Annotated in this window: 12 protein-coding genes; 8 read left to right on the plus strand and 4 right to left on the minus strand. The window is 53.1% G+C overall.

Translation table 11 applies throughout. The annotated features are described in order from the left end of the window. Positions 1-7: 7 nt before the first annotated feature. The 3 genes from ssuD to ssuE are packed head-to-tail and all read right to left on the minus strand — an operon-like array spanning position 8 to position 2,689. The gene (gene ssuD, locus E0L21_RS15480) at positions 8-1,153 is read right to left on the minus strand and encodes an FMNH2-dependent alkanesulfonate monooxygenase (protein ID WP_131411001.1); all 1,146 of its coding nucleotides are present in this window, start codon (positions 1,151-1,153) and stop codon (positions 8-10) included. Beyond that, the gene (locus E0L21_RS15485) at positions 1,150-2,121 is read right to left on the minus strand and encodes a sulfonate ABC transporter substrate-binding protein (RefSeq protein ID WP_131411003.1); all 972 of its coding nucleotides are present in this window, start codon (positions 2,119-2,121) and stop codon (positions 1,150-1,152) included. The genes ssuD and E0L21_RS15485 overlap by 4 nt, the downstream gene beginning before the upstream one ends. Then, positions 2,114-2,689, minus strand: coding sequence for an NADPH-dependent FMN reductase (ssuE, locus tag E0L21_RS15490; RefSeq protein WP_131411005.1), 576 nt, complete (start codon positions 2,687-2,689; stop codon positions 2,114-2,116). The genes E0L21_RS15485 and ssuE overlap by 8 nt, the downstream gene beginning before the upstream one ends. Positions 2,690-2,936: 247 nt before the next feature. On the opposite strand from ssuE, the gene pyrD reads away from it, so the two are divergent. After that, positions 2,937-3,947 carry a quinone-dependent dihydroorotate dehydrogenase gene (gene pyrD, locus E0L21_RS15495; protein WP_131411007.1) on the plus strand — a complete coding sequence of 337 codons (1,011 nt, stop codon included), beginning with the start codon at positions 2,937-2,939 and terminating at the stop codon, positions 3,945-3,947. A 168-nt stretch (positions 3,948-4,115) separates the two neighbouring features. Next, entirely contained in the window at positions 4,116-4,658 is a 543-nt protein-coding gene (zapC, locus tag E0L21_RS15500; RefSeq protein WP_131411009.1) for a cell division protein ZapC, read from the plus strand. Here zapC and E0L21_RS15505 read toward each other — a convergent pair. Continuing rightward, entirely contained in the window at positions 4,655-5,764 is a 1,110-nt protein-coding gene (locus tag E0L21_RS15505; RefSeq protein ID WP_131411011.1) for a YcbX family protein, read from the minus strand. The two genes, zapC and E0L21_RS15505, sit on opposite strands and share 4 nt — an antisense overlap. 99 nt (positions 5,765-5,863) lie before the next feature. Between E0L21_RS15505 and rlmKL the strand changes: the two genes are divergently transcribed. From rlmKL to rmf, 6 genes are all read left to right on the plus strand, one after another. Next, positions 5,864-7,972 (plus strand): bifunctional 23S rRNA (guanine(2069)-N(7))-methyltransferase RlmK/23S rRNA (guanine(2445)-N(2))-methyltransferase RlmL, encoded by a 2,109-nt coding sequence (gene rlmKL, locus E0L21_RS15510; protein ID WP_131411013.1) that lies wholly within the window; start codon positions 5,864-5,866, stop codon positions 7,970-7,972. Positions 7,973-7,984: 12 nt separating this feature from the next. After that, on the plus strand, positions 7,985-9,892 hold the full coding sequence (locus E0L21_RS15515; RefSeq protein ID WP_131411015.1) for an ABC transporter ATP-binding protein: 1,908 nt from the start codon (positions 7,985-7,987) through the stop codon (positions 9,890-9,892). A gap of 11 nt (positions 9,893-9,903) precedes the next feature. Next, entirely contained in the window at positions 9,904-11,172 is a 1,269-nt protein-coding gene (pqiA, locus tag E0L21_RS15520) for a membrane integrity-associated transporter subunit PqiA (RefSeq protein ID WP_131411017.1), read from the plus strand. Further along, complete coding sequence (gene pqiB, locus E0L21_RS15525; RefSeq protein WP_131411019.1) at positions 11,162-12,802, plus strand: intermembrane transport protein PqiB; 1,641 nt, start codon at positions 11,162-11,164, stop codon at positions 12,800-12,802. The genes pqiA and pqiB overlap by 11 nt, the downstream gene beginning before the upstream one ends. Beyond that, positions 12,799-13,371, plus strand: coding sequence for a membrane integrity-associated transporter subunit PqiC (gene pqiC, locus E0L21_RS15530; RefSeq protein ID WP_131411021.1), 573 nt, complete (start codon positions 12,799-12,801; stop codon positions 13,369-13,371). Before pqiB ends, pqiC begins: the two co-directional genes overlap by 4 nt. Positions 13,372-13,624: 253 nt before the next feature. Then, positions 13,625-13,792, plus strand: coding sequence for a ribosome modulation factor (gene rmf, locus E0L21_RS15535; protein WP_017456222.1), 168 nt, complete (start codon positions 13,625-13,627; stop codon positions 13,790-13,792). The last annotated feature ends 64 nt before the right edge of the window (positions 13,793-13,856 follow it).

Genomic DNA, 13,856 nt, shown 5'->3' on the forward strand with positions numbered 1-13,856 from the left:
AATTACCTCAGCTTTGTGCCACTTTACGGGGAATAAATTCGTTCGCCACCGTTTCTCCCTGCAGTTGCAACGGCTGTGGCTGCGGAATTTGCGGAACCGCGACATCAAGATGCGGGAACAGCAGTTCGCCGACGCGATATGCCTCTTCCAGATGTGGATAGCCGGAAAGAATAAAGCTGTCGATGCCGAGGGCGGCGTATTCATTAATTCGCGCCGCGACGGTCGGGCCATCACCCACCAGCGCGGTTCCCGCGCCGCCGCGCACCAGCCCAACGCCAGCCCACAAGTTGGGGCTGATCTCCAGTTGATCGCGTTTGCCGCCATGAAGCGCCGCCATCCGCTGTTGACCTACGGAATCCTGGCGCGAGAAAGCGGCCTGTGCTTTAGCAATCGTGGCATCATCCAGATGGGCGATCAGGTTGTTCGCCGCCTGCCAGGCCTCTGCATTCGTTTCCCGGACAATCACATGCAGGCGAATACCGAAGCGCACTTTACGCCCGTGAGCCGCGGCTTTGGCGCGCACCTGTTCAATTTTTTCTTTTACCTGCTCAGGCGGTTCGCCCCACGTCAGATAGAGGTCAACCTGCTCAGCGGCCAGATCTTGTGCTACATCGGACGATCCGCCGAAATAGAGCGGCGGACGTGGCTGCTGCACCGGTGGGAAAAAGAGTTTTGCGCCGCGCACATGGATATGTTTACCGTCGAAGTCAACGGTGTCGCCTTCCAGCAGACGCCGCCAGACGTGGGTAAATTCCGAAGAGGCTTCATAACGCTGCGTATGATCGAGAAACACGCCGTCTCCGGCCAGTTCTTGCGGATCGCTGCCGGTCACCAGGTTAAACAACGCACGTCCATTTGAGAGCCTGTCCAGCGTAGCCGCCTGGCGCGCAGCGACAGTCGGTGATGTAACGCTGGGGCGCAGGGCGACAAGAAACTTCAACCGCTGTGTCACCGGGATAAGCGAGGCGGCGACCAGCCAGGCATCTTCACACGAGCGCCCTGTGGGGATCAGTACCCCACTGAACCCTAAACGATCCGCAGCCTGAGCGACCTGTTGCAAATAAGCATGATCTACCGGGCGCGAGCCGTGGTCGGTACCTAAATAGTGACCATCACCGTGGGTGGGTAAAAACCAGAACAGATTTAAACTCATGACTTGGCTCCTTGTTTGGCCGGTTGCCAGATGCGGGTGCGAATATCGACTTTTTTCGGTAGCAAACGGTTCTCATAAAAGAGATCGGCCGTTTGCTGTTGCAGTGCGGCGGTGGTTTCATCGACCGGCGAGATTTTTGTTGGTGGGCGGTGATCGAAATAGGTGGCAATCACCGGCTGGGGCAGTCCCAGCGTTTTGGCAAACAGCGCGATGCTTTCGTCACGCTGGCTAAGCGTCAACGCGTCGGCTTCGCTAAACGTATCCAGAACGCCCTGAATAAATGCACCATTCTTTTCTGCATAGGGACGCGAGGCCAAATAGAAGGAGCCGGTCTGTTTCAGCGTGGTGCCGTCTTTTAATACACGCACGCCACCCTGCAACAGTGCCGCCGAATAGTAAGGATCCCAAATAGCCCATGCATCAACGTTACCTTGCTGGAACGCGGCACGTGCATCTGCAGGTGTCAGGAACACCGGCTGAATATCGCTGAATTTCAGCCCGGCCTGTTGCAGCGCGCGCAGCAGTAAATTGTGCGAGCTGGAACCTTTCTGGAAAGCGACTTTATGCCCTTTCAGATCGGCAACTGTTTTGATCGGGCTGTTTTGGGCAACAAGGATCACTTCTGCTTTCGGCTTTGGCGGCTCAACGCCGACATACAGCAGATCCGCGCCAGCGGCTTGGGCAAAAATCGGCGGAATATCGCCCGTGCTGCCGAGATCGATACTGCCAATATTCAGCGCTTCCAGCATTTGCGGGCCTGCCGGGAATTCGGTCCAGGTAATTTTGGTGTTCGGGTAACGTTTCTCCAGCAGGTCATAGCTTTTTGCCAGCACCATACTGACGCTGCCTTTCTGGTAACCAATACGCAAACTCTCCGGTGCCGGTTCGGCGGCCTGTGTCCAGGCGGAAAGCGTCAATAAACCGCTTAACGCCAGCCATTGCGTGCGGCTTTTAAATAGATTAAACATGCGCGACTCCTTGCGGCAGATGGAAATCCGGCGCCTGAATGTCCCGGCGGTGCAACGCTTGCCAGAAGGTTTCCAGTGCCTTATCCAGACGGGTCTGCAAATTGGGTGTCAGGCTGGGTTTGTGCTGGTAATCCAGCACCTGGCTATCATCGGCGAAAACACCGTGCAGGATCTCTTGTGCTTTCAGCGCGCTGAGTACCGGCTTCAGGGCGTAATCCACCGCCAGCATATGCGCTACGGTACCGCCAGTGGCCAGCGGCAATACCACTTTGCCTTCCAGTGCACGCTCAGGCAGCAGGTCGAGCAGCGTTTTTAGGGCTCCGGAATAAGCTGCTTTATAGATCGGTGTCGCAACGATCAGTCCGTCCGCCTCGTTGAGTTGCCCAATAAACGTTTGCAACGCGGGGCTATCGAAACGGGCATAGATGAGATCCTCTGGTGCAAAATTTTGCAAATGCCAGTGATACACCTCGATATCCTGTACATTCAGGCGCTCGCGGGCATACTCCAGCAAAGCGCTGGAGCGGGAAGGAAAGCGTGGGCTTCCGGCCAGGGTAACAACTCTCATAATCGCTCCTTATAACCAATTGTTTGCTTTTAGATAACATTCATAACAATTTAAGGCATTGTGGCAGAGTCGATTTATTCCGCTAAATGATTTATTCGATGAAAAAATGCTGAAATTTGCATAAAGGAGAGTTGTAAGAGAAAACGATTGCGTCGAATCGCCTTTTTTTGCCTCAGGTCAATTCCCTTTCGCCGGGTAATCACTGATAATACGCCCCCGGTTTGCAACCGGGAATCCAGGAGAGTTCATGTACTACCCCTTCGTTCGTAAAGCCCTTTTCCAGCTCGATCCAGAGCGCGCTCATGAATTAACGTTCCAGCAATTACGGCGTATTACCGGCACGCCTTTCGAAGCCCTCGTGCGTCAGCGTGTACCGGAGAAACCCGTCAAATGCATGGGTCTGACCTTTAAAAACCCGTTGGGGTTAGCGGCTGGGCTGGATAAAAATGGCGAGTGCATAGATGCGCTGGGCGCGATGGGGTTTGGCGCCATCGAAATTGGTACCGTGACGCCACGCCCACAGCCGGGTAATGACAAGCCGAGGATCTTCCGTCTGGTGGATGCTGAAGGGCTGATCAACCGCATGGGCTTTAATAATCTTGGCGTGGATAATCTGGTTGAGAACGTGAAGAAATCGCGCTTCGACGGTGTTCTGGGCATTAATATTGGCAAGAATAAAGACACACCCGTCGAGCAGGGTAAAGATGACTACCTGATTTGCATGGAAAAAATCTATGCTTATGCGGGTTATATCGCCATTAATATTTCTTCGCCAAATACGCCCGGTTTACGCACGCTACAATATGGCGAAGCGCTGGACGATCTGCTTACGGCAATTAAGAATAAGCAAAACGATCTGCAAAACTTGCATCATAAATATGTTCCGGTAGCCGTAAAGATCGCACCAGATCTTTCTGAAGAGGAATTGATCCAAGTGGCCGATAGTTTAGTTCGCCACAATATTGATGGTGTTATTGCCACGAATACCACGCTTGAAAGATCGTTGGTACAGGGAATGAAACATTGTGACGAAACGGGTGGTTTAAGTGGTCGTCCGTTGCAATTAAAAAGTACGGAAATTATTCGGCGGTTGTCGCAAGAATTAAAAGGGCGCTTGCCGATTATTGGCGTCGGCGGCATCGACTCGGTGATAGCGGCTCGCGAGAAAATCGCCGCCGGTGCGTCATTGGTGCAAATTTATTCGGGCTTTATTTTTAAAGGTCCGCCGTTGATTAAAGAAATCGTTACTCATATCTAATCTTTTATCCCTTCCTGTGCAACCAGGGCTTTATTTCCCGCCCTGGTTGTTTTATATTCCACCACTGTTGCTAATTTAAACATTTTAGTCTTTTATTATTTAGGTAATAAACGAGGCGGCAAACAGGATGAAAAAGTTACAGGATGTTTAGGGGAAGGGGAGAGGAAAATGCGAATTAAACCTGACGATAATTGGCGCTGGTATTTTGATGATGAGCATGATCGCATGATGCTCGATTTAGCCAATGGCATGTTATTTCGCTCTCGTTTTGCCCGTAAAATGTTGACGCCAGACGCTTTCTCGCCGTCTGGTTTTTGCGTTGACGATGCTGCGCTTTATTTCTCCTTTGATGAAAAATGCCGCGATTTGCCATTATCCAATGAGCAGCGCGCTGAACTTGTGCTTAATGCACTGGTAGCGATTCGCTTCCTCAAGCCGCAAATGCCGAAAAGCTGGCACTTTATGACGCATGATTCCCAGTGGTCTCCTGTTACGGGCGAAGGTGCTTGCGTCTGGCTGAGTGATACGCAAGAGTGCGTGAATCTGCTGGTGGTTGAACCTGGTGAGAACGCGGCGTTGTGCCTGCTGGCGCAACCCGGCGTAGTGATTGCCGGGCGCACCATGCAATTGGGCGACGCGATTAAAATAATGAACGATCGCCTTAAACCGCAGCTGAATTCCAATGCGATTCCACTCGAACAGGCGGTTTAAGCCTCCAGTCGTAGCGATGTTTTCGGCACACAGCTACAACAAAGAATTGAACCATCCTGTGCAATCGCTGATTTCTTCAGCGCACTGACTTCACCTTCCACTAAACTGATCCGGCAGCAACCGCAAATACCCGCGCGGCAGGAGTAGGGTACGCGAATCCCCTGGTTCTCCAGCTGTTCCAGCAACACTTGTTGGTTATTGCCGCGAAATGTTTGACCTTGCCAGTTGATTTCCACGGTTCCTGCGGGTAACGCATCCTGGATAAGTGACTCTTCCACTTCGTCAGCGCCGTATAATTTCGCTGGCGCAGTGGCCAACACCGCCACCTCATCGCCAACACGAATCACACCGCTGTTACGCGCGATCAGGTTTTGACCAAAATCGACGGTGCCATTGTCCTGCGCAGTGCGAAAACGCTGTAAGGTAGCGAGAGGTTCACCGGAAGGGTGTTTTTGCCCACGTTCCGGGCTGACGGTAGTGAACACACAGCGGCTGCACGGTTTCACGACATCGAAAACCACTTCGCCAATACGCACCACTTTCCAGCTGTCCTCTTCCCACGGTTGCGCGCCTGTTACCACCAGGTTGGGGCGAAACTGCTCCATTTGTACGCTGGCAGGGCAACGACTTTGTAAATCGCGCAGCGAGGCTTCATTAGCGAGCAGATACGGAAAGCCATCAGCGAAAGATAACGGCACATCGTCGTGGCGTTTGACGCGGCGGGTTAATTCAGGTCCAACCCAGCGCAATTGCACCTCGCGCGAAAAAAAGCCGCTCAGCCAGTGATTAATCTCTTCGGGCGCAATGAGCGCAGTAAAGTGGTTACCCCACACTTCCGTGGGCGCGGCTTCGGGCGAAAAATCGGCAAAGCGAATCACCGCGCTGCTGCCGTCCGGTGCGGTCAGGTGCAAACCATCGGTTAACGGTGATGGCATAAAGCGCACCATCTGCGGAAACTGTCGTGCGGTAATAAAAGTGCCATCGGGTTGCGTGACCATAAAAACACGGTCAAAAGCGAGGCCGCTGATGTCGGCAAGCGCATGTGTCAGGCCGATACCGCGCATGGATTTTACCGGATGAATAAAAAGACGTGAAAGCGTTGGCACGTCTTCCCCCTGTCAGATGAAAATTAGCCCTCAACTTTATGACATGAACGCCAGATTAGCTATAATGCGCAACAATTTTCGTTGAATGTAAGTGAGATTATGATTTCTCTGTTTGCCAGTACGGCCCGCGGGCTGGAAGAGCTGTTAAAAACTGAACTGGAAAAACTCGGCGCTGTTGAGTGCCGGGTTGTTCAGGGTGGTGTCCATTTTGAAGGGGACACGCGGCTCCTGTACCAAAGCCTGATGTGGAGTCGTCTGGCTTCGCGCATTATGCTGCCGCTCGGGGAGTGCAAGGTTTACAGCGATCTTGATCTCTACCTTGGTGTGCAGGCGATCAACTGGACAGAGATGTTTAATCCGGGCGCAACCTTCGCCGTCCACTTTAGTGGCCTGAACGATGAAATCCGTAACAGTCAGTACGGCGCGCTGAAAGTAAAAGATGCGATCGTCGATAGCTTTACCCGCAAAAACCTGCCGCGTCCAAATGTGGAACGTGAGATGCCGGACCTGCGTATTAACGTCTGGCTGAACCAGGACACGGCGAATATCTCCCTTGATTTGAGCGGCGAAGGTTTGCACCTGCGCGGCTACCGCGATCGCACCGGTATGGCGCCGATCAAAGAAAACCTGGCCGCCGCGATCGTGATGCGTTCTGGCTGGCAGCCAGGCACTCCGCTGCTCGATCCGATGTGCGGTTCCGGGACACTGTTGATTGAAGCTGCGATGGCGGCAACCGATCGCGCGCCGGGTCTGCACCGCGGTCACTGGGGTTTTGGTGGTTGGGCGCAGCACGATGAAGCGCTGTGGCAAGAGGTGAAAGCCGAAGCACAAACGCGTGCGCGCGAGGGGCTGGCTAATTACGCGTCCCATTTTTACGGTTCAGACAGTGACGCGCGTGTCATCGATATTGCGCGTAAAAACGCCCGCCGCGCCGGGATTGGCGAGCTGGTAACCTTCGAAGCGAAAGATGTTGCTGAGCTGAGTAACCCGCTGCCAGCAGGTCCCTACGGTACGGTTGTCAGTAACCCGCCGTATGGTGAGCGTCTGGAGAGTGAACCGGCGCTGATTGCGCTGCACAGCCTGTTGGGTCGTCTGCTGAAGGCACAATTTGGTGGCTGGAATCTGTCACTGTTTAGCGCCTCGGTTGATCTGCTGAACTGCCTGCAACTTCGTGCTGAGCGTCAGTTCAAAGCGAAAAACGGCCCGCTGGATTGTGTGCAGAAAAATTACCATCTGGCGGAAAATACCGGCGAAGCAAAAGCGCCTGCCATGGCGGAAGATTACGCGAATCGCCTGCGTAAGAACGTTAAAAAGCTGGAGAAATGGGCGCGTCAGGAAGGTATCGAATGCTATCGCCTGTATGATGCCGATCTGCCAGACTACAACGTCGCGGTCGATCGCTATGCTGATTGGGTGGTGGTGCAGGAGTATGCCGCACCAAAAACGATTGATGCGCAAAAAGCGCGTCAGCGCCTGTTTGACATCATCGCGGCCACCATTCATGTGCTGGGGATTGCGCCAAACAAGCTGGTGCTGAAAACCCGTGAACGGCAGAAGGGCAACAATCAGTATCAGAAAATGAATGAAAAGGGTGATTTCATGGAAGTGAGCGAATATAACGCTCGCCTGTGGGTCAACCTGACCGATTATCTTGATACTGGTCTGTTCCTCGATCACCGTATCGCTCGCCGTATGCTCGGTCAAATGAGCCAGGGCAAAGATTTCCTGAATCTTTTCTCTTATACCGGCAGCGCCAGCGTGCATGCGGGTCTGGGTGGCGCGCGCTCGACGACAACTGTGGATATGTCACGCACTTATCTGGAGTGGGCTGAGCGTAATCTGCGCCTCAACGGTTTGAGCGGTCGCGCGCATCGCCTGATTCAGGCCGACTGCTTAGCCTGGCTGCGGGAGACCGATGAGCAGTTCGACCTGATCTTTATCGATCCGCCGACCTTCTCCAACTCCAAACGCATGGAAGAGTCTTTTGATGTACAGCGCGACCATATGGCGCTGATGGAAGATCTCAAACGCCTGTTGCGCAAGGGCGGCACGATTATGTTTTCCAATAACAAACGCGGTTTCCGTATGGATCTCGACGGGCTGGCGAAACTGGGTCTTAAAGCACAAGAAATCACCCAAAAAACGCAGTCGCAGGATTTTGCCCGTAACCGTCAGATCCACAACTGCTGGCTGATTACCGCAGCCTGAAAGGATAAATAAATGTCATTAATCAGTATGCATGGCGCGTGGCTGTCGTTCAGCGATGCGCCTCTTCTCGATAATGCTGAGCTGCATATCGAAGAAAACGAACGCGTGTGCCTTGTTGGGCGTAACGGCGCGGGGAAATCGACACTGATGAAGATCCTCAACCGGGAAGTTAACCTGGACGACGGTCGCATTGTGTATGAGCAAGATTTGGTGGTGGCGCGCCTGCAACAGGATCCGCCGCGTAATGTCACAGGCAGTGTCTACGATTTTGTCGCTGAAGGGATTGAAGAGCAGGCCGAGTATCTCAAGCGTTATCATGAGGTTTCTCACCTGGTAATGAGCGATCCGAGCGATAAAAACCTCGCCGAGTTAGCGCGTGTGCAGGAGATGCTGGATCACCACGGTTTGTGGCAACTGGAGAACCGCATCAACGAAGTGCTGGCGCAGCTTGGGCTGACGGCGGATATGTCGCTCTCTGCCCTTTCCGGCGGCTGGTTGCGTAAGGCGGCACTGGGACGCGCGCTGGTGAGCGGCCCGCGCGTGCTATTGCTCGACGAACCGACCAACCACCTGGACATTGAAACTATCGACTGGCTGGAAGGGTTCCTGAAATCTTTCGGCGGCACCATTATTTTTATCTCTCACGATCGTTCGTTTATTCGCAATATGGCGACGCGTATCGTCGACCTCGATCGTGGCAAGCTGGTTTCTTACCCGGGCAATTATGATCAATATCTGCTGGAGAAAGAAGAAGCTCTGCGCGTGGAAGATCTGCAAAATGCAGAGTTTGATCGCAAGCTGGCGCAGGAAGAGGTGTGGATCCGTCAGGGTATCAAGGCGCGTCGTACTCGCAACGAAGGCCGCGTCCGCGCGTTAAAAGCAATGCGTCGTGAGCGCAGTGAACGCCGTGAAGTGATGGGCAGCGCGAAGATGCAGGTGGAAGAAGCCTCCCGCTCCGGCAAGATTGTTTTCGAGATGGAAGACGTCAACTACGGCATCGACGGCAAAGTGCTGGTGCGTGACTTCTCCACACAAGTGCAGCGCGGCGACAAAATTGCGCTGATCGGCCCGAACGGCTGTGGTAAGACTACGCTGCTGAAATTGATGCTGGATCAACTCAAAGCCGATAGCGGGCGTGTCCATGTCGGCACCAAACTCGAAGTGGCCTATTTCGATCAGCACCGCGCCGAGCTGGATCCGGATAAAACGGTGATGGACAACCTTGCTGAAGGTAAGCAAGAAGTGCTGGTGAACGGTAAGCCGCGCCACATTCTGGGTTACTTGCAGGACTTCCTGTTCCATCCAAAACGGGCGATGACGCCGGTACGTGCGCTCTCAGGCGGGGAACGTAACCGACTGTTGCTGGCGCGTTTGTTCCTGAAACCCAGCAACCTGTTGATTCTTGATGAACCGACTAACGATCTGGATGTTGAAACGCTGGAACTGCTGGAAGAGCTTATCGACGCCTATCAGGGTACGGTTCTGCTGGTGAGCCACGATCGTCAGTTCGTGGATAATACCGTGACCGAATGCTGGATCTTCGAAGGCGAAGGTCAGATTGGTCAGTATGTTGGCGGCTATCACGATGCCCGTGGTCAGCAGGCTGCTTCGCAGATGCAAAAGCAGGATGCCGCGAAAAAAAGTATGGAAGCGCCGGTAGCCAAAGCAGAAACTGTCAAACGCAACAGTAGCAAACTAAGCTATAACCTGCAGCGTGAACTGGAACAATTACCGCAAAAGCTGGAACAGCTGGAAGCGCAGCTTGGGGATTTGCAAGCGCAGGTCGCCGATGCCAGTTTCTTTAGCCAGCCACACGACCATACGCAGAAAGTCTTAGCCGATATGGCTTCGGCGGAGCAAGCGCTTGAGGAAGCGTTTGAACGCTGGGAGTATCTGGAGGCTCTGAAAAACGGCGCATAAAGGGAGCCTGTATGTGTGAACACCACCACGCCACTCGTCACATTCTTTGTTCGCAATGTGACATGCTGGTGGCGTTACCGACGCTCCAGCATGGACATAAAGCGGCTTGCCCGCGTTGTGGGACAACGCTTGCGACCGAGTGGGACGCGCCGCGGCAGCGTCCCACTGCTTATGCTATTGTCGCGCTCTTTATGTTGTTGCTCTCCAACCTTTTTCCCTTTGTAAACATGAAAGTGGCAGGCGTGGCCAGTGAGGTGACGCTGCTGGAAATCCCTGGCGTCATGTTCTCGGAAAATTACGCCAGCCTTGGTACTTTCTTTCTGTTGTTCGTGCAGTTTGTGCCAGCGTTTTGCCTGGTGACGATCCTGCTGTTGGTTAACCGCGTGCCGATGAATTTTCGCCTGAAAATTGGTCTTGCCCGCGTGTTATTTCAACTGAAAAGTTGGGGGATGGCAGAGATCTTCCTCGCTGGGGTATTGGTGAGCTTTGTCAAACTCATGGCTTATGGCGATATTGGCATCGGCAGCAGTTTCATTCCCTGGTGCCTGTTCTGTCTGCTGCAATTGCGGGCGTTTCAGTGCGTAGATCGCCACTGGTTGTGGGATGACATTGCGCCTGCGCCCGGTGTTGCGCAACCTTTGCATGTCGGCGTACCCGGAATCCGCCAGGGGCTACGATCCTGCCCTTGTTGTACGGCGATAGTGGCGATTGACCAACCCATTTGTCCACGCTGTCATACTCACGGCCATGTGCGTCGGCGCAACAGCATCCAGTGGACGCTGGCGCTGCTGGTGACCGCCATCATGCTCTATCTACCGGCCAATATCCTGCCCATCATGGTGACCGATCTGCTGGGTGACCGCATGCCGTCGACCATTCTGGCCGGGGTGGTTTTATTGTGGAGCGAAGGCTCGTATCCGGTCGCGTTAGTGATCTTTATCGCCAGTATTTTGGTGCCAACGCTGAAAATGATTGGCATCGCCTGGTTATGTATTGACGCGAAAGGGCATGGAAAGCGCGACTGTGAACGCATGCATTTTATTTATGAAATAGTGGAATTCGTTGGGCGTTGGTCAATGATCGACGTGTTTGTTATTGCTGTTCTGTCTGCGCTGGTGCGGATGGGAGGGCTGATGAATATTTATCCTGCGATGGGTGCGCTGATGTTTGCGCTAGTCGTTATTATCACGATGTTTGCGGCAATGACTTTCGATCCCCGTCTTAGTTGGGATCGCGAGCCACAAACGCACCATGAGGAGTCGTTAAAGCATGGAGAATAAGAGTGGGGAAGCCAACGTGCAAAAGGTGAGAAACTGGTCACCCGTGTGGATTTTCCCGATTGTGACGGCGCTGATTGGGGCCTGGATCCTTTTCTATCATTACAGCCATCAAGGCCCGGAAGTCACCCTAATCACCACTAACGCCGAAGGGATTGTCGGTGGTAAAACGACGATTAAAAGCCGCAGTGTGGATGTCGGTGTCGTGGAGAGCACGACGCTAACCGATGATTTGACCCATGTTGAGATCAAAGTGCGGCTTAATTCCGGCATGGAAAAGCTACTGCATAATGACTCGGTTTTCTGGGTGGTGAAACCGCAGGTGGGCCGCGAAGGAATTAGCGGGCTTGGCACGCTACTTTCTGGCGCGTATATCGAACTTCAGCCCGGTGTGAAAGGCAATGCGCCGGAGCGCTATAACTTGCTCGATTCCCCGCCGCTAGCGCCGCCGGATGCGAAGGGGATTCGCGTGATCCTCGATAGCAATAAAGCGGGGCAATTAACGGCTGGTGATCCGGTGTTATTCCGCGGCTATCGTGTGGGTTCCGTTGAAACCAGCACCTTTGATACGCAAAAACGGACCATGAGCTATCAGTTATTCATTAACGCGCCGAACGATCGGCTGGTGACAAGCAATGTGCGTTTCTGGAAAGACAGTGGCATTGCCGTCGATCTCACCTCCGCCGGGATGCGCGTCGAGATGGGGTCGCTGACGACACTGTTTGGCGGCGGTGTCAGCTTTGATGTGCCGGACGGGATGGATTTAGGGCAGCCGGTGGCAGAAAATAGCGCCTTTAAGTTGTATGACGATCAGCGCAGTATTCAGGATTCGCTATACACCGAACACGTTGATTATCTGATGTTCTTTAAAGATTCGATCCGTGGATTGCAACCCGGCGCGCCAGTTGAATTCCGCGGCATCCGCCTTGGTACGGTGAGCAAGGTGCCTTTCTTTACGGAAGGTATGCGCCAGGCGTTGAATGATGATTACCGTATTCCTGTCCTGATCCGTATTGAGCCGGAACGTCTGGCGAACCAACTGGGTGAAGATCCGGATATGAGCGCACATCTTAATGAGCTATTGAAGCGCGGTTTGCGAGGCTCGTTGAAGACCGGCAATATCGTTACTGGCGCGCTGTATGTTGATCTCGACTTCTACAATAATGCCCCCGCGATCACCGGCATGCATGAGTTTGCTGGCTATCCAATTATCCCGACAGTGAGTGGTGGATTGGCGCAGATCCAGCAGCGGTTAATGGATACGTTAGACAAAATCAATAATTTACCGTTGAACCCGATGATCCAGCAGGCGACAAGCACGCTATCTGAAAGCCAACAAACGCTTAAACGTCTGCAAACGACACTGGATAACCTCAATAAATTGACCGCCAGCCAGTCGATGCAGCAATTGCCCACAGATATGCAAAGCACGTTACGCGAGCTCAACCGCAGTATGCAGGGCTTCCAGCCGGGCTCCGCCGCTTATAACAAAATGGTGGCGGATATGCAGCGCCTCGATCAAGTGCTGCGTGAACTGCAGCCGGTGCTGAAAACGCTCAACGATAAGAGCAACGCGCTGGTGTTTGAAGCGAAAGGGAAACCCGATCCGCAGCCGAAGAGGGCAAAAGAATGAAAAAGAGCGCATTAGCGATGCTGGCGCTGTTGCTGACAGCTTGCAGTAGTGGTGGTGATAACAAAAGCTACTATCAACTGCCTTCGCCGTCGCAAGTAAAGGTGCAGGAGATGGCCGGGCAAAAGCAGGGAAATCGGCAATTGTGGGTTGAGCAGGTTTCGGTACCTGATTTACTCGCGGGTAATGGCGTGGTGTACCAAACCAGCGATGTGCAGTACGTCATTGCAACGAATAATTTATGGGCAAGCCCGCTCGATCAGCAACTGCGTAACACGCTGGTGTCCAATTTGAGCAATCAGCTGCCTGGCTGGGTGGTCGCATCGCAGCCGTTGGGGAGTGAACAAGATACGCTAAACGTAACAGTGACCGGTTTTCATGGTCGCTATGATGGGCGAGTGATTGTTAGCGGCGAATGGTTGCTTAAACATCAGGGACAATTGGTTAAGCGCCCCTTTCATATCGAGCTGAAACAGCAGCAGGATGGTTATGATGAAATGGTGAAAATGCTGGCGCAGGGTTGGCAACAAGAAGCTGCCAGTATTGCGAATGCGTTAAATCGTCTGCCATAAGTAAATCTAAACACTATAAAAACCGCTATATGCGAAAGCTATGGCGGTTTTTTTATGTTTGGGCACAAACCATTAGTTGTGCTAGCTCACATTTTTTGTACAAATGAATTTTTGTGTAGCTCACATTTATGACACTGGCGTGAATTTTGCGCATTGACGACGAACTCTATTCAAGGTATTTGTGACCTGTGGCTGCACATTAAGTGACCACTGTTTTCTTTTCCACCAGATCAAATAATGAGGGAAACGAGGCATGAAGAGACAAAAACGCGATCGCCTGGAACGGGCACATCAACGTGGTTATCAGGCTGGTATTACCGGGCGTCCGAAGGAAATGTGTCCCTACCAAACCCTGAATCAAAGGTCCGAGTGGCTGGGAGGCTGGCGAGAGGCCATGGAAGACAGGGCAGTCATTGCCTGATTCTGTCTCTTTAAAAAAGAAACCTCCGCATCGCGGAGGTTTCGCCTTTACTGGGGTATGTAAG

It is taken from the genome of Kosakonia quasisacchari (assembly GCF_004331415.1).
GTDB classification, from domain to species: domain Bacteria; phylum Pseudomonadota; class Gammaproteobacteria; order Enterobacterales; family Enterobacteriaceae; genus Kosakonia; species Kosakonia quasisacchari.